General features: G+C 58.4%; 13 protein-coding genes. 5 read left to right on the top strand and 8 right to left on the bottom strand.

Annotated features, from left to right (window positions below; all coding sequences use genetic code 11):
• Window position 1 precedes the first annotated feature (1 nt).
• Window positions 2-1,156 carry a cystathionine beta-lyase gene (locus AB6729_RS01420; RefSeq protein WP_371079778.1) on the bottom strand — a complete coding sequence of 385 codons (1,155 nt, stop codon included), beginning with the start codon at window positions 1,154-1,156 and terminating at the stop codon, window positions 2-4.
• A 99-nt stretch (window positions 1,157-1,255) separates the two neighbouring features.
• On the opposite strand from AB6729_RS01420, the gene AB6729_RS01415 reads away from it, so the two are divergent.
• Both AB6729_RS01415 and ada read left to right on the top strand, forming a co-directional pair.
• The gene (locus AB6729_RS01415; protein ID WP_371079777.1) at window positions 1,256-1,909 is read left to right on the top strand and encodes a flavin reductase family protein; all 654 of its coding nucleotides are present in this window, start codon (window positions 1,256-1,258) and stop codon (window positions 1,907-1,909) included.
• Between the two features lie 14 nt (window positions 1,910-1,923).
• Entirely contained in the window at window positions 1,924-3,024 is a 1,101-nt protein-coding gene (gene ada / locus AB6729_RS01410; protein WP_371079776.1) for a bifunctional DNA-binding transcriptional regulator/O6-methylguanine-DNA methyltransferase Ada, read from the top strand.
• 13 nt (window positions 3,025-3,037) lie between these two features.
• Here the strand turns inward: ada and mqnE are convergent, their stop codons facing one another.
• The 7 genes from mqnE to AB6729_RS01375 all read right to left on the bottom strand — a co-directional run bounded on the left by mqnE (window position 3,038) and on the right by AB6729_RS01375 (window position 11,189).
• Window positions 3,038-4,186: an aminofutalosine synthase MqnE gene (gene mqnE / locus AB6729_RS01405; protein WP_371081172.1), complete on the bottom strand. Its 1,149-nt coding sequence runs from the start codon at window positions 4,184-4,186 to the stop codon at window positions 3,038-3,040.
• Window positions 4,187-4,265: 79 nt separating this feature from the next.
• Window positions 4,266-4,973 carry a helix-turn-helix transcriptional regulator gene (locus AB6729_RS01400; protein WP_371079775.1) on the bottom strand — a complete coding sequence of 236 codons (708 nt, stop codon included), beginning with the start codon at window positions 4,971-4,973 and terminating at the stop codon, window positions 4,266-4,268.
• Between the two features lie 21 nt (window positions 4,974-4,994).
• The gene (locus tag AB6729_RS01395) at window positions 4,995-5,369 is read right to left on the bottom strand and encodes a VOC family protein (protein ID WP_371079774.1); all 375 of its coding nucleotides are present in this window, start codon (window positions 5,367-5,369) and stop codon (window positions 4,995-4,997) included.
• A 179-nt stretch (window positions 5,370-5,548) separates the two neighbouring features.
• Window positions 5,549-7,606 carry a hypothetical protein gene (locus AB6729_RS01390; protein ID WP_371079773.1) on the bottom strand — a complete coding sequence of 686 codons (2,058 nt, stop codon included), beginning with the start codon at window positions 7,604-7,606 and terminating at the stop codon, window positions 5,549-5,551.
• Window positions 7,607-7,912: 306 nt separating this feature from the next.
• The gene (locus AB6729_RS01385; RefSeq protein ID WP_371079772.1) at window positions 7,913-9,550 is read right to left on the bottom strand and encodes an OmpA family protein; all 1,638 of its coding nucleotides are present in this window, start codon (window positions 9,548-9,550) and stop codon (window positions 7,913-7,915) included.
• A gap of 237 nt (window positions 9,551-9,787) precedes the next feature.
• Window positions 9,788-10,312 carry an NADH-quinone oxidoreductase subunit B gene (locus AB6729_RS01380; protein WP_371081171.1) on the bottom strand — a complete coding sequence of 175 codons (525 nt, stop codon included), beginning with the start codon at window positions 10,310-10,312 and terminating at the stop codon, window positions 9,788-9,790.
• A gap of 211 nt (window positions 10,313-10,523) precedes the next feature.
• Window positions 10,524-11,189 (bottom strand): hypothetical protein, encoded by a 666-nt coding sequence (locus tag AB6729_RS01375; protein WP_371079771.1) that lies wholly within the window; start codon window positions 11,187-11,189, stop codon window positions 10,524-10,526.
• A gap of 238 nt (window positions 11,190-11,427) precedes the next feature.
• On the opposite strand from AB6729_RS01375, the gene AB6729_RS01370 reads away from it, so the two are divergent.
• The 3 genes from AB6729_RS01370 to AB6729_RS01360 all read left to right on the top strand — a co-directional run bounded on the left by AB6729_RS01370 (window position 11,428) and on the right by AB6729_RS01360 (window position 16,021).
• Complete coding sequence (locus tag AB6729_RS01370; protein WP_371081170.1) at window positions 11,428-12,822, top strand: ammonium transporter; 1,395 nt, start codon at window positions 11,428-11,430, stop codon at window positions 12,820-12,822.
• Between the two features lie 113 nt (window positions 12,823-12,935).
• Window positions 12,936-13,274: a P-II family nitrogen regulator gene (locus tag AB6729_RS01365; protein WP_371079770.1), complete on the top strand. Its 339-nt coding sequence runs from the start codon at window positions 12,936-12,938 to the stop codon at window positions 13,272-13,274.
• Window positions 13,275-13,447: 173 nt separating this feature from the next.
• Window positions 13,448-16,021, top strand: a complete 2,574-nt coding sequence (locus AB6729_RS01360; protein ID WP_371079769.1) for a DUF294 nucleotidyltransferase-like domain-containing protein — start codon at window positions 13,448-13,450, stop codon at window positions 16,019-16,021.
• Window positions 16,022-16,153 lie beyond the last annotated feature (132 nt).

Raw genomic sequence — 16,153 nt, 5'->3', positions numbered from 1 at the left:
ATCATCCCAACAAGGAAAGCGAGCGCTCCAGGTCTGCAATCAGATCCACGGGCGCTTCCAGTCCGATGTTCAGACGCACAATTCTTCCATGATGATTCGCGTCGATGCGCGTCAACGTGGGATACGCCATCGCAAGACTGTTTACGCCGCCCCAGCTCCAACCAATTTTGAACAGGCTCAAGTGATCCACAAATGCATTCACCTGCTCCGGCGAATACCGCGGTGAAAACAGTACTGAAAACACACTTGCGGATCCGGTAAAGTCCCGCTTCCAGATTTCATGTCCCGGGCACGAAGGCAACGCGGGATGCAGTACCACATCAATCTCGCTGCGCTCCGCAAGCCACTTCGCAATCTCCAGCGTGGAGTCTTCCATGCGTTCCAGTCGCACCGCCAGCGTCTGCAAACCACGCAGCGCCAGCGAACACTCATCGGGCGAAACACTTAATCCCAACATGCGCCGTGTATTCCCCACACGCTCATAGCCATCTTCCGTCGCAACGGAAACCGAACCGAGCAACAGATCGCTGTGACCACCCACATACTTCGTCAGCGCCTGCACACTCACGTCCACGCCATGCGCAAACGCATCGAACAGCACACCTGCGGCATACGTGTTATCAATCGCCACTACAACACCGCGCGCATGGGCCGCCTTAACAATCGCGGGCACATCCTGCACTTCCATCGTGATGGAGCTGGGGCTTTCGCACCAGATCAGTGCTGTGTTCTCGCGAATCAGGGATGCAATGCCGCCGCCGATCGTCGCGTCATAAAGCTCCGTCTCCACGCCATAACGGCCAAGCAGGTTCTTGGCCGCTTCCACATTCGGCCCGTAGGCTTGCACGGGAATCAGCACGTGATCGCCCGCCTTCGTGAAGGCCAGATCGACTAACGCAATCGCTGACATTCCGCTGGGCGTTAAAAACGTATGCCGCGCGCCTTCCATCGCAGCAATGCGTGCCGCGAGTTCCATCGCTGTGGGTGTGCCATAAATGCCGTAGGAGTAACCAATCTCACTCTGCCGCCAACCGTCGCGTAGGCCTTCCATCGAAGGGAACACAACAGTCGATCCGCGATACGTTGCAGAGGCAAGGGATTCAAAGTTTTCAGGAAGCTCGGGCTTCGCGTGCAGCAAACGGGTGCGCCAATCCATACATCCAGCCTATCGAATACAAGGCCACCGTGCAGGAAAGCGAATTACACAGCAAGAAATGGAGTGTGGCGAGAGCGCTCTGCCACAGATGATTGCAACATGCACATTGCTGTAGAACCTTCAATCCTTTACGTCGGAACGCCTGTCGTCCTCATCAGTTCACGCAATGAAGACGGCACAAACAATCTTGCACCCATGTCCTCCGCATGGTGGCTGGGCTGGAACTGCATGCTTGGCCTTGGCGCCAAAGGACACACCGCGCAAAACCTGCTACGTGAGCGGGAATGCGTCCTGAACCTGCCGTCAGACGCAATGGTGAGCCACGTGGACCGGCTGGCAAAACTGACCGGTTCTGATCCAGTTCCGCCCCATAAACAAGCTATGGGATACCGGCACCACAAGGACAAGTTCGGCATCAGCGGTCTCACCACGCAACCTTCCGAAAGCGTCCAGGCTGTTCGTGTGGCAGAGTGCCCTCTACAGATGGAGGCCGTTCTGGAACAGGTCCACGACTTTGGCCACCGTCCTGACAAAGCGGCCGGCGCGCTTGCTTTTGAGGTCCGCATCGTCCGGATGCATGCGGCCCCATCGCTGCTTGTCCCGGGCCGCAGCAACCACATTGATCCCGATCGCTGGCGCCCTCTCATGATGAGTTTCTGCCGCTTTTACGGCCTATCCGGCGAGCTTTCACACTCCACGCTGGCCAGCATTCCAGAAGAAGCCTACCGCCCAGTGCCACACATGAAACGATAGAAAGGAAAGCGCACATGAAACGGAAAGCAGCCAATACGAAAGCGTCACCGGAATCGCAATCCATCCTGAACGACGTTCGGTGGGATGCGGTTGTCCGCCGTGATCGCCAGGCGGATGGCACCTTCGTCTATTCCGTCCGCAGCACCGGTGTCTTCTGCCGCCCGGGATGCTCCTCACGCACGCCGCGTCCTGAAAACGTGCGCTTTCATGCCAATGCGCAGGAAGCCATACGCGCCGGATTCCGCCCCTGCCAGCGCTGCAAACCAGACCAGAGTGCGAATCCATCCACGGAAGCCATAGCCACACTATGCCGCACTATTGAGCGCGCCGTCGCGGCAGGCGATCCACTACCTCCCCTTGAAGCGCTTGCACAGCAGGTGGGGCTCAGCCAGTTCCACCTGCATCGCCAGTTCCGCGCCGCCACCGGACTCACGCCTCGCCAATACGCAAACGCCTGCCGCTCAAAGCAAATGCTGAAGCACCTGAAAGGAAGCCCGACCGTGACAGAATCCATTTACGAAACAGGTTTCAGTTCCTCCAGCCGCTTTTATCATGCAGCCGCGAACACACTTGGCATGACGCCCACTCAGTTCCGCAAAGGTGGCCAGAATACCGACATTACCTACGCCATCGGCCCTTCCACGCTCGGGATGATCCTGGTCGCGCGCAGTCCACGCGGCATCTGCGCCATCCTCATGGGCGACACAGAAGAGACGCTACTCGCTGATCTGCAGCAACGCTTTCCGCGGGCATCGCTGGTACCGGGTGACACCGCCTTTTCCGAGACGCTGGAGAAGGTCGTTGCATGGACAGAGCAGCCACGCCATAGCCACATCGATCTCCCGCTGGACATTCGCGGCACAGCGTTCCAACAACGCGTCTGGCAGGCACTGCAGGCTATCCCAGCAGGAGAAACCGCAAGCTATGCAGAGATCGCACAACGCATCGGCAATCCACGCTCCGTACGCGCCGTAGCACAGGCATGCGCCTCCAACGCGCTGGCAGTCGCAATTCCCTGTCACCGCGTTTTACGCAGCGATGGAGCACTCTCCGGCTATCGCTGGGGCGTGGAACGTAAGAAAGAACTGCTCCGACGCGAACAAGTCAGTCACTGACAAGTTGATGCACCTACACGCTGATAACGAACGTGTCCTCAGTGCGCGTCACGCGGTTATATAGCGTGTCGCGCTCCACTGGTTCACGTCCGGCTTCGCGGATCAGGCGTTCCAGCTCCGCACGGCGCATTCCCTGTGGTGTGGTCGCACCAGCCTCGTGGTAGATGCGTTCTTCCACCACGGTGCCGTCGATGTCGTCCGCACCAAAGCGCAGCGAAATCTGCGCCATCTTCGGCGTCACCATCTGCCAATAGCTCTTGATGTGCGCGAAGTTATCCAACAGCAAACGGCCGACGGCAATCTGCCGCATATCGTCAAAGCCGGTAGTCTTCGGCAGGTGTCCCAGCACGGTGTTTTCCGGATGGAACGCCAATGGAATAAACGTCTGGAACCCACCCGTACGGTCCTGCACGGCGCGCAGCTTCAGGATGTGGTCCACGCGGTCTTCTTCGTTCTCCACGTGACCGTAAAGCATCGTCGCATTCGAACGTAGACCAGCGTTGTGTACCATCTCCGCCGTCTCCAGCCACTCGCTGCCGTCAATCTTGTGATCGCAGATGATATGCCGCACGCGGTCTGCAAAAATCTCGGCACCACCACCGGGGCAGGAATCCACGCCGGCTTCTTTCATTTTTACCAATGTGTCAGGAATCGACAGCTTCGCGCGCTTCGCCAGAAACGCGACCTCCACCATGGTGAATGCCTTGATATGCACCTTGGGGAACCGTTCCTTCAACCCCTTCACGAGATCAAGGAAGTACTCAAAAGGCAGGTCAGGATGCAGACCACCCACGATATGAAATTCCGTGACCGCTTCGCTGTATCCCTTGCCCGCGCTCTCCCATGCCTCTTCCAGGGCCATGGTATAGCCGCCGCTCTCGCCCTTCTTGCGCGCAAAGGCGCACAGGCGGCAGGTTGCCACGCACACATTCGTCGGATTGATATGACGATTCACATTGAAGTACGTCAGCTCGCCATGCATACGCTCACGCACCAGGTTCGCCAGCCAACCCACAGCAAGAATGTCCGGCGACCGATACAGCGCCAGTCCATCGTCCGCAGTCAACCGCTCCTGCGCCAGCACCTTTTGGGCAATGGGCCACAGCGCGGCGTCATCAGTCTGGAACTCGTGGCGGGGGCGACCAGTGGGCGATTCAGTCATATTCATAGTGTATTCCTCACGCCCTGGCTTCGCATCGGAAACCTACGCCGCACCATCTGCCGAAAACATGCGGGCTTTGTCATCGAGTGTTTCCGGGATATTTCGCTCGGACCATGCGCAGAAAATCCTCCAGCCGCTGACCACGTTTCTGGACAAACGTGCGGTCTGTAACCACCTCGCCATGAATGCGGTCCATGCGAAAGGTACGAAAGTCATTACGCAGCTCGCACCATGCGGCCAGCGTCCAGAAACCGCTCCAGAACGCAAGAGCCAGCGGGCGCACCGGACGATGTTCTGCCTGAGAAACGTCTTCTCCCAGCCGCGTGTACCAAAACTCAACGATGGTCTTCTGCCGGCACGCTCGGTGCAGCAAATCGAGTAGACGACGGTGCTCTTTGCTCATCGCAAAGGGAGAGGCATACAGTGCGATGGAATCAAGGTGCTCGCTCAGTTCCTGAGGCAATACTGCCTCAATGCGGGCAAGAGCACTCTTTGCGGCAAGGAACGATTCTTCCCCGCCCCACGCCTGCACCAACCTGACACCGACAACCACTGCCGTCAACTCATCTGCAGTAAACATCAACGGAGGAAGGTCGAACTCGCGCCGCAGCGTATACCCCACGCCCGCTTCGCCCTCAATGGGCTGACCTGCAAGCTGAAGATCGCGAACATCGCGATAGATCGTGCGTTCCGACACCTGAAGCCGCTCTGCAAGGGCATGAGCGGTCTTCAGGCGGCCGGAGCGCAGCAGTTGCACAATGCGAAAAAGACGGTCGGCACGCCTCATCGCATTCTCCCTGTCATCGCATTAGAACCGTGTGCTGTGCAGGCCAACTTGGTTTCCCTCTGAATCGATAAGGCAAGCGAAGTAGCCGAAGCCACCCGGGATTTCCGTGCGAGGAACAGTGACCTTCGCGCCCAGTCCCTCTGCGCGCTTCACGCTAACGTCGAGCTTACCGTCCGCATTCAGAAAGACCAGCGCTCCATCGGTAGAGGGCTTGCTGGCCGCACGATGCGTCAGGCATCCGCTGACACTCTCTTCGCCGCGCGGAAACACCTTGCTGTCTTCGCCGTACGGGATCAGTTGTACATCCAGCACGGTCTCATAAAACTTCGTGGCACGCTCCAGGTCCGTGGTTGGGATTTCGAACCAGGTAATCGCATTGCTCGTGAACTTGCTCATGACATTCTCTCCTCGGGGGTCAGGACGGTGTGTTCGCTGACCACGAACCCAAGGTAAAAAAACGCTCCTGCCACCATTGTGTCAGGAGTATGTCAGCAGACGAAGATTTCTAATCCGTATAAGAACAGAGCAGGGAGGACAACTGTCCACCCTGCTCTGTTGCAATTGGCTTGTTTCGACTAGCGTCGTTGTGCTTCCAATGGCTTCTCGGGCGAATCGACCATGCGAGGCGCCAGCACGATGCCATCGAATGGGGTCACACCAATCAGGTGATCGCCCACTGCACGCGTGGTACGCAAAGGCCAACCAGAATCCTGATAGGTCACTTTCATGTTCTTTGTATTGACAGCGAAAACCAGTGTGCTGGGACGGTTCGCTGTCACCAGAACACGCTTGCCCTCACTGTCATAGTGGATACCGGAAACATTCGGCACGTAGAGACCCTGCTGCGTATGCCACGAGCTGCCATCGTTCTCGGAAAGCCAGACACCCTCGCGACCACCTACCCAGACACGTCCTGCATCGTCCACAGCGACCGATGTCACATACGTCAACTCCGTCGGAGCCTGGATCACATGGAAGTTCGCACCGCTATCCGTGGAAATGGCAATCTTATGCAAATCTGCCACCACCACGCGGGTTCCTTCGGACTTCACAGTGCGCCAGGTTTCTCCCGTTGCAGAGCGAACATGATTCCACGTAAGACCATTGTCTGTGGAGCTCAGCAAGCCCTCTTCCGTCGCTGCGAAAACCGTGTTGCCATTCACCGCAAACGCAAACACACCTGAGTTTGCTTCACGAGGCGGAGTGTTCCGTGTCGGCGCAATCTTCGGTGGAGTGCTGCGGGCACGCGTTGCAGCGGCAGACTTGCCAGTGCGTGTTCTTGGCGTGGAGACAGCCGCCTTCTTCTGCGCCTCAGGATCGGGCAAAGGAGCTAGAGCCAGCGTCAGGCCTGACGCCTTCCAGAGACTTCCATCCCAACGCATAATGCCGTGCCGCGTTCCGGCCAACATGGTGCCATCCGGGGCCTGCACCAGCGAGAAGATATCCGAACCATTCAGGCCCGCACTCTTCTGCACCCACGAGAGACCGCCATCCTGGCTTTCAAATACACCACCCGCCATCTTGTCATTGATCACACCGACATAGACGTGCCCCGGATTCGTACGGTCCTGCGCAACTGCCGTGATCTGCCTCTGCGTGAATCCGATATTCGCCGGAGCAAAGGTCTGTCCGCCGTCATTGGAAATCAGCACACCCGTACGATCCGTGGCCAACAGCACACGATTGTTATTCTCCGGATCGATATTCACGTCATTGATGATCCAGCTCGGATCGCCATAACGTGCAAAGGTGTGGCCCGCATCCGTGGTCCTCCACAGACCTTCGGTCGTTCCCGCAAACACAGTGTTGGGGGCCTTCGGGTCTTCCATCAGCACGCGTGTACGGCGCGCCGTCGACGGGATGCCCTGTACTTTGGTGTACTTCACGCCCTGATCATTTGAACGATAGATACCAGAACATGCCGAGAGATAGACGTTCGATGGGTTGGTCGGGTCCACGATGATGGAGAACACGTCCGAGTCATCGATGATGCCTTCCTTCATGTTCTGCCATGTCGCACCGCCGTCGGACGTGCGCCACGGCAGATGCCACGTTCCTGCATACATCCGATTCGGATCCTTGGGATCAAACGCCACGGACTCCACTTCATGAATTTCACGGCTTCCCGGCGGGCTGATGAGCTTCCAGTGGTCGCCACCGTCCTCGCTGCGATACACGCCCTCCTGCACCGTTCCAATCAGCATCAACTTTGGGTTCGAAGGAGCAACGGTCATGGAGCGAATGGACTTGCCCTTCATGTCCGTGTTTTCGGTCCACGTCTTGCCCGCGTCGTTGCTGATGTACAGGCCACCATCCGCGCTGCTGAGAACCCATCCCGCTGCAAGAACGCGATTGGCATTGGTCGGATCGACGATCAGGTTGTCAAACACCAGATCATCGCGTCTTCCCACATCGGCGAGGAACTTCCAGGTATTGCCACCGTCATGGGTGTCGTACACAGTGCCGCTGACCGTTCCCAGGTAAATGTGGTTGTGGTCATGCGGGTCCTGCGCAAAAGCGCGCGCGTCTCCTCCATAAGGGCCGTAAGGCAGCCATTTGGACTGCGCCGTGGCGAGGGAAAAGAAGGAAGCGGACAAGGCGAGAGGCGCACAAAGGCGAAAAAAAGACTTCATGGTTTTCCTATTCGAATGAACCTGAGTCCATTCTAGTTGTCTAACGAGTAAACAGGTGCCTACAGGGGTATCTGACGCGACACTGTCATCTATCTCGTGAAATGAGATGTCGCGTCACATCAACATTTTGGGGAACGACTCGTTTTTGACAAGGCTATACGGCGGACTGAAACGCCAGATATTGATAGACCGACAATCGATGACACCCGCACCGCCTGATAATAGGCGCCCCGGCTACCGGAAAATTTCCTGGCAAAAAGCAGAACGGCTGGCCTCGCGGCCAGCCGTCTGGGTGTTGGCTATGGACTACTTCTTGTGCTTACGGGCGGGAGCGGTGCGAGGCTGAACCTTCACCGAGCTCTCATCCACCGAGGTGCCCAGATCGGACGGCGTGGAAGCGCCAGCCGGGATCAGCTCGGAGGTTACCGTGTTTGCACCAGCCGTGCCCGTGTAGACCGAGATACGGGATGCATCCACACCCTTCTCGCCTACCAGGTAAGCCTTCGTGTTCACAGCGCGCTCTGCAGCCAGCTTGTCGGCATTCTTCACCTTCTTGCTGGGTGCTGCGTTACCGGTCAGAGCCAGCTTCGCCGACGAATCACGCTGCAGGTTCAGAGCGATATCGTCCAGGCAGGCCTTCGCTTCGTTGTCCACGCGAGCCGGACGACGTGTGTCCTTATCGAACGTGATCGAGCAAAGTGCGCTGGCCGAGGGAGCTGCCGGCGGTGGCGGCGGTGCGATCACACTGACCGTCGTCGTGGCAGAGGCGTTGCGGCCCTTGTCATCGGAGACGTTGCAGGTAACAGTGATCGTGCCCGGAGCTGCACCGGTGGTCGACAGGGTGGCAGTGGTGCCGCTACCCGAGACCGAACCCGTGGTCGAGCTGTAGCTGTAGGTGTAGTTGACCGGCTTGCCATAGGAGTCCGAAACCACCGAAGTGATCGTGGACGATCCACCCGGCTGAACCGACGACGGCGAAGCCGAGCAGGTCAGCGCCAGGGCAGGCAGCGGATTGATGGTGAAAGGAGCTGCGCACTCTGCGAAGCGACCCGGCTTCATGCTCTCGGTCACAGTACCCTTGGCGTTGTAGCTGCCAGGGTTCAGACCGGTGGTGTCGACAGTAGCCGTGTTGCTGGTACCAGAGATCTTGCCACCGTCAGAGGTCCACGCATAGGTCGCGGTCTTCTTCGGGTTGACGTTCGCGGCAGTACCGGTCACGGTGATTGGGTCACCCGCGTACACGCTCGAGGGGCTGGCAACGCAGGAGTACGTTACCGGCGGCGGCGGTACGATGTGGCCGAAGTGCAGCAGGATGCCCGAGGAGAGCTGTGCGGAGCTGATGTTCGCACGGCCACCATAGTTACCGTTCACTGGGCCGTAATCCTCGTGGATGTAGGTGTAATCAGCCTGGAACAGGCGGATACCGAACATACCATCATGCCAGGGCAGGTTGTAGTCCATACCACCACCAGCAACAAGGGCGGGGCCCCACTGGTATGGGTGAACATAGAACGGATTGCCATTGACATCGGAGTTCGGGCCACCCAGGCGAGCAGCACCGGCCATTGCGTGGCCAAAGAACGTCACCGACTCGGTCGGTAGACGGAAGATCGGACCAGCAGTCACGAGCGGCAATAGAGCATCGTTCTTGCCACTGGGATGCCATGCCGAGGAAATCTCGACGCCGGCATACTTATTGAAGTAATAGGCACCGCTACCAATCGCGCCCTTGTCGATCGACGAATACGTGAGGCCCTGGGGCTTCAACGATCCGTGACCGCTCCAGTACGAATAGCCCAGGAACACATCAACACGCGATGGGTTCGGGCCCTGCGGTGCCGGCGCGGCCGGGGTTGTTTGCGCACCCAGGCTTGCAGCGCCCAGGCTGACTGCGCTGGCGGCCAAAAGCGACCTGCCCAGTTTGCGAAACGGCTGAGAAAACATGCGACTTATCCTCCGCGGAATATCTAATGCTTTTTGTGAGCTCATAACCAAGGCTCACTTGCTAACGAATGCGATTGAAGTGTATAGCAGCATCTCTTATACGGAAAGAAATATCTGCACAATAACCGATTCACTTTTATTCACTGATGCTGGTTTACATCAGTACTACGTTCAAAGCGTCCCTTGCCGAATCCGATCAGTAACCTTTTCCGGCAAATGGCGCAATCCTTGTATTCTCTATGCGATGTTCAAACTCTCTTTAATGCTGCCTCGCTCCCGCTGAATTTTTTCCTGGAGCAAAGTAATGGCATACAGGAGTTGCTCAGGACGCGGCGGACATCCCGGCACATAAATGTCGACCGGAATGATCTGGTTTACTCCTTGGAGTAGTGCATAGTTGTTAAACACCCCACCACTTGTAGCACAGGCGCCCATGCTGATCACCCATTTGGGTTCCGGCATTTGCTCATACAATCTGCGGATCACTGGGGCCATCTTTTGCGACACGCGGCCAGCTACCACCATCAGATCGCTTTGACGTGGCGAAGGACGAAATACCTCCGCGCCGAAGCGAGCGATGTCATAACGCGAGCCGCCCATGCTCATCATTTCGATGGCGCAGCAGGCAAGCCCGAAGGTCATGGGCCAGACCGAATTCTTTCGCACCCAGTTCACTGCGGCGTCCATGCTGGCCAGAACTACGCCTTCCGGCTGCTCCGGTCCCCAGTTCACCTCGCGCAGTTTTTCCTGGTTCTTGCCCATCGAATCCAGCGATCCGAAAAAGTAACGGTCGGAGGCCTGCGGTGCTGCAGGGCGTCCGCTACTGGAAGTCTCTTCCGGGGATGTCTTCATGTGCTTCATTCTATGTCACGAAACTGAGTATGGAAGCGCCAGCTTGGGTAAAGCTGTCATAAATAACGACAGTTTTCAGACTTGGCTTGACGTGCTATGTGAATAGCTCGTGCCTGCCCCCTCAGCGTTTCGTTGGCCGTTTTTGCTCCTCGCCCACCTTCACACGGAAGCTCATCCACAGGATCCGCCCCAGTTTCGATGGAGGAGCACTGGTGTCCACCGTATGGGCCGTCTGCGAAAAATGTTGAGCAACGGTCGCCGCCATCAAGGACTGGTCCGCCGATCCACCTGCAATCCGGGCATCCAGTATCTGTAGCGAAGCCGTACACGCTTCCGCCAGCAGGGGAAACAGTGCCGCGCCTGCCGCAGGGCGATTTGGCTCCTTCAACGTCGCATCATATGCCTTCGTTGCAATCGACATCTGCTGAGCTGAGGTGAAGAAGTGGAACTCCCGCGGATTCCATGCCACGGCATCCTGCGCGCGAAAACTGAAGTCCGTTGATATCAGAAGCGGATTCGGCGAACGATAGGGAGGCGTGGCCAGTTCCGCGAAATCATGCACTCCACGGGCTCCGGAAGCGGGCAGCACACGCACAATCCATCCTGAGGCAATGCTCTCCAGCAAGAAACTCTGCTTTGTCCCAAGCGCATGATGAAAGCTCTTCCCTGCCTGTACCTCACCCTCAAAGGTCAGCGCCGGGCATCCCTTCTGCGCCACCGCCTGCATTGCCACTCCCAGCACCACGGCCACACGCAAAACTGCGCCTCGACCACTTCGTAAATACAAAATCTGTCACCTCTCCGTAACTGTCCTGTACAGTAAACGAAACGAACCATCGCAAGCGCACCGATTCGTTACGTCCCATTGGTCGTAACGAACAACCGCATCGCACACATTATGCGGTGTGGCTGACCTCCTTACCTCATCCGTATAGGAAATCCGCATCATGCGTGTATCAGGCCGAGCCCTCTGTCGACTCCTCTCTGTGGTTCTGTTCTTCGCCACTGCCCTCACCCTGCCTGCAATGGCCCAGACCGTACCAGCCCCGGAACACGGCCTATCCGCCGCGGCTCCTGCTGCGGACGCCCGCATCGCCGCGCTGGAAAAGCAAAACGCTGACCTCGCCACATCCGTCGCCGCGGCGCAATCCTCCGGCGACAACGCGTGGATGCTCACCTCCGCCGCTCTCGTACTTATGATGAGCGCCCCGGGACTCGCCCTCTTCTATGGCGGCCTGGTGCGGCGGAAGAACATCCTCGCCACCATGATGCAGACCTTCGCCATGATGGGTGTCATCACAGTCCTATGGGCCGTCTGCGGTTACTCGCTGGCCTTTGGGGAGAACACGGGAGCGCTTGGCAGCTTCATCGGTTCGTTCCACAACGTCTTCCTGCACGGCGTTGGCCTCATTCCCGATGGCACTTATGTGACGACGATTCCGCTGCAGACCTTCATGGTCTACCAGCTCATGTTTGCCATCATCACGCCCGCCCTCATCACCGGGTCGATCGCAGAGCGCGTCAAATTCTCCGGAATTCTGGCGTTCCTCGTGCTGTGGGCCATCTTCGTCTACAGCCCCATGGCACACATGGTGTGGGGTAAGGGCGGCCTGCTGAATGCTGCTCTTGGTGGTAAGTTTCCCTGCCTCGACTTCGCCGGTGGGACCGTTGTCCACGTCACCAGCGGCGTTTCCGCACTGGTGTTCTGTCTCTATCTTGGCAAGCGCCGCGGCTTCCCCAAGGAGCCCATGCCGCCGCACTCGCTGGTCCTCAGCTTCATCGGCGCAGCGCTGCTGTGGGTGGGCTGGTTTGGCTTCAACGCTGGCTCTGCCCTGAACGCAAGCTCGCTGGCCACTTCAGCCTTTGTCGCCACGCACTTCGGCGCCGCCGCCGCAGCCTGCGGCTGGACCATTGCTGAGTGGATCAAACACGGCAAGCCCACCGCCCTCGGCGCCATCTCTGGCGCGGTCGCTGGTCTGGTCGGCATCACACCTGCTGCCGGCTTCGTCACGCCCATCTCCGCACTGTGGATCGGTTTCCTCACCGGCCTCTTCTGCTTCTTCATGGTCTTCATCGTGAAGAACAAGTTCGGCTACGACGACTCGCTGGATGCCTTTGGCGTTCACGGCGCGGGTGGCACCCTCGGCGCCATCCTCACCGGCGTCTTTGCCAACTCCGCCATCAATCCCATCCTGGGCAAAGGCCATGCCACTGGCCTGCTGGAAGGCAACGCCCACCAGTTGCTGAACCAGGCAGTCGGTGTCGGCCTGGCATGGATCATCTCCATCGTCGGCACGCTGGTGCTGTTGGTCATCGTGGATAAGACCATCGGCTTGCGCGTCTCCGCTGAGGATGAGGACACCGGTCTGGACCTCTCACAACACGGCGAAGAGGGCTACCACGCGGAGCCAGCCTACTAAGGGAATCAGCATGGGTGCTGTCGTTTCATGGAACAAGGGGCGACAGTACCCCATCCTTTCAAGCACAATGACCAGCGTTCGCATCGTACTTGCGAAGAAGGATCGGAAAGACCATGCAGAAGATTGAAGCAATCATCCAGCCGGGCAAGCTTGACGCTGTTAAGGAAGCGCTCATTGAAGCCGGCATCGAAGGCATCACCATACTGGAAGCCCGCGGCCACGGCCGTCAAAAGGGCCATACCGAGTTCTATCGCGGCCGTGAATACGCCGTCGATCTGTTACCCAAGATCAAGCTCGAAACCGTCGTCTCTGACGAATTCGCGGAGAAGGCCGTCAACGCAATCCTCGGTGCAGCCCAGACCGGCTCCATCGGCGACGGCAAAATCTTCATCACCCGGGTCGACGATGCTATCCGCATCCGCAACGAAGACCGCGGCGAAGCTGCTCTGTAAGCCTCTTCAAAGAACAAGAACGAACGCAGCGCTCGCAGCGAATCCGCCGTGAGCGCTACGTTCTTTTTTATGCAATGCCCCTTCCCTCACAGTCTCTGGAAATCTTCCGCTTCCACACAACAAGCTGACTTACCGACTAGCTGACTCGCCAACTCACTGCTATTGTGAAATCCATGACCAGCGCAGAGTCCGCACGCCTCGCCTACCAGGGACGCATGGCAGCGCTGAAGGCTGCCTTCGCCGACCGCGCCGAATCCGGCGTCGCCCTTGTTCGTGCCCGCGCCTCCGCAGCAGACGAACTGGTCCGCACACTCTGGCACCTGCATGCGCAGGAACTCGGCACAGGCATCGCAGCTCTCGCTGTTGGCGGTTACGGTCGCCAGGAACTCTTCCCCGCCTCAGACCTTGATCTGCTGTTCGTCGTCGCAGACGCAGACAAGGAGAAGTCCGCGAAGCCCATCATTCGCCAGATCAATCAGCAACTGTGGGACAGCGGCATCCGTGTCGCAGCTACTACGCGCATCATCACCGAGTGCGAAAAGTACGACTCAGAGAACGCTGAGTTCACGCTCTCTCTGCTCGATGCTCGTCCTATCACTGGTGACGAAGCGCTCACCGCAAAACTGTTGGACGACTGCATTCCGAAGCTGCTCGAACGCGAGCGCCGCAACCTGTCACAACGCCTTCTCGAACTGACACAGGAACGTCACGCGCGCTATGGCAATACACTTTTCCATCTGGAACCCAATATCAAGGAATGCCCCGGCGGCCTGCGCGATGCCAACGTCTGCGGTTGGTTAGCCAAACTAACCAATGCTTCGCTGCCGTCCTCTCTTGAGTTCCGCGAGGCTTTCGCATTCCTCGCCTCCATCCGCTGCTTCCTCCACATCCGCTCCAACCGAGACAGTAATGCACTGGACTGGAAGACGCAGGACGCCGCGGCAGCCGAAGGTATTGGCGTAACCAACGGGCCACCGCGCGACGCCGCGCATTGGATGCAGCTTTATTTCCGCCACGCACGCATCATCGCGCGTCAACTGGAACAGCAGGCGGACGCCACGCCCCGTGCCCGCTCCATCCTGAAACAGACGCGCGATTTTCTCACCCGCCGCCCCATTACGGACAACCTCGGCATGCGTGTGGAACGCGGCCGCATCGTGCTGGACGAAGCAACTCCCGGCTACGATCCCGCGACTGACTCCGATGTGATGATGCGCGCCTTCCAGTCCGTCGCAGAAACCGGCACACGCCTCAGCAGCGCCGCCGAGCAGCGTCTGGAAGAGGCCCTGCCCCTGCTCTCTGCTCAACTCGACGAAGGCACAGCCCTGTGGCATAAGCTGCGCCTCATCTTCCTTGGGGAACACGCTGGCCTCGCGCTGCGTTCCATGCACGCGCTTGGCATCCTGGAACTGCTCATTCCCGAGTTCCACGGCATTGATGCACTCGTCATCCGCGACGCCTATCACCGCTACACCGTTGACGAGCACACCTTCGTTCTCATCGACACGCTCCACGGCCTGTCCACACCCGAGCAATCTCCCATGGCCGAATGGAAGAAGCGCTTCGCCATCATCCTGCGCGATCTTCAACATCCCGATCTGCTCTACCTTGCATCGCTGCTGCATGACACCGGCAAAGGCCGCTCCACCGGCGAGCACGCCACGGAAAGCATGCGCCTTGCACAAAGCGTCGTAACCCGACTTGAGATGGACGAGTTTGAATCCGGGCTCGTCCTCGTCCTCATTCAGAATCACCTGGACATGTCTTCGGCCCTGCGTCGCGACATCTTTGACGCGGAGACCATCCGCACCTTCGCCGAAAAAGTACAGACACCAGAAGAACTGCGCATGATCACGCTCTTCACCTATGCGGACATTCATGCCGTTCATCCGGACGCGCTTACGCCTTGGAAAGCAGAGAATCTGTGGCGGCTCTATATCGCCACCTCCAACTTCCTTGACCGCAACATCGACGACGAGCGCTTTGACTCGCGCGTCTCAAGCGAGCTTGTCCGCCGCATCACGCAATTGCTTCCCGGTGAAAGCCGTGAGGTGCTGCAGTTCGTCGAAGGATTCCCGCAGCGTTATCTGCGCACGCGCAGCCCCGAACAAATCCGCACGCACTACACCATGAGCAAGAGCCTCGCGGACGACGCCGTGCAACTCGACTTCCACTGGACACCCGCGCACAGCGACATCACACTCGTCACACCGGACCGCCAGTTGCTCTTCGCGCGCATCGCTGGCGTACTTGCCGCATGGGGCATGAACATCATCACGGCGGACGCTTTTTCCAATGCACACGGCATCGTCGTGGATAGCTTCCGTTTCACTGATAACTTCCGCACACTTGAAATGAATCCCGGCGAACGCGATCACCTGATCCGCGACCTGCACGACGCCGTCGCCGATCCTGCAGTTGCAGCGAAGATGATTGCGAACCGTAAGCGCTCGCGTCGCCGCACACCACTCGTTGAAGTAAAAACTTCCGTCGAATTCGACACAGAATCCTCCACGCACTCAACGATTCTGCAAGTCGTCGCACAAGACCTCGCCGGCTTGCTCTACGCCATTAGCACCACGCTGGGCGCAGCACGCTGCAACATTGAGGTGGCCGTCATCGACACGGAAGGCGACACCGCCATCGACGTCTTTTATCTCAGGCATGAAGGCGCGCCGTTGGAGAGCGACGAGCTTCCCGCACTGAAACAAAAGCTGCTCGCAGCCATCGAAGCCAACGCCGGCTGACGCTCTGAAAAACATTTGGAAAACGCAGGCAAAGATGCCGTGCTCACAGGTTTCTTACCTCCATCAAGCCTTCCGCGGCTCAGCCACTCTGACAGAACAACCGAACTCCTGCGATACTGTCGCACATCCGTT

Source organism: Terriglobus sp. RCC_193, assembly GCF_041355105.1.
Classification (GTDB): domain Bacteria; phylum Acidobacteriota; class Terriglobia; order Terriglobales; family Acidobacteriaceae; genus Terriglobus.
This window is presented reverse-complemented; position numbering and strand designations above follow the sequence as displayed.

Excerpts from the sequence above, each read along its gene's own strand:
- AB6729_RS01420 (WP_371079778.1), bottom strand. The coding sequence starts at position 1,156 with ATGGATTGGCGCACCCGTTTGCTGCACGCGAAGCCCGAGCTTCCTGAA.
- AB6729_RS01415 (WP_371079777.1), top strand. The coding sequence starts at position 1,256 with ATGCACATTGCTGTAGAACCTTCAATCCTTTACGTCGGAACGCCTGTC.
- ada (WP_371079776.1), top strand. The coding sequence starts at position 1,924 with ATGAAACGGAAAGCAGCCAATACGAAAGCGTCACCGGAATCGCAATCC.
- mqnE (WP_371081172.1), bottom strand. The coding sequence starts at position 4,186 with ATGACTGAATCGCCCACTGGTCGCCCCCGCCACGAGTTCCAGACTGAT.
- AB6729_RS01400 (WP_371079775.1), bottom strand. The coding sequence starts at position 4,973 with ATGAGGCGTGCCGACCGTCTTTTTCGCATTGTGCAACTGCTGCGCTCC.
- AB6729_RS01395 (WP_371079774.1), bottom strand. The coding sequence starts at position 5,369 with ATGAGCAAGTTCACGAGCAATGCGATTACCTGGTTCGAAATCCCAACC.
- AB6729_RS01390 (WP_371079773.1), bottom strand. The coding sequence starts at position 7,606 with ATGAAGTCTTTTTTTCGCCTTTGTGCGCCTCTCGCCTTGTCCGCTTCC.
- AB6729_RS01385 (WP_371079772.1), bottom strand. The coding sequence starts at position 9,550 with ATGTTTTCTCAGCCGTTTCGCAAACTGGGCAGGTCGCTTTTGGCCGCC.
- AB6729_RS01380 (WP_371081171.1), bottom strand. The coding sequence starts at position 10,312 with ATGGGCAAGAACCAGGAAAAACTGCGCGAGGTGAACTGGGGACCGGAG.
- AB6729_RS01370 (WP_371081170.1), top strand. The coding sequence starts at position 11,428 with ATGGCCCAGACCGTACCAGCCCCGGAACACGGCCTATCCGCCGCGGCT.
- AB6729_RS01365 (WP_371079770.1), top strand. The coding sequence starts at position 12,936 with ATGCAGAAGATTGAAGCAATCATCCAGCCGGGCAAGCTTGACGCTGTT.
- AB6729_RS01360 (WP_371079769.1), top strand. The coding sequence starts at position 13,448 with ATGACCAGCGCAGAGTCCGCACGCCTCGCCTACCAGGGACGCATGGCA.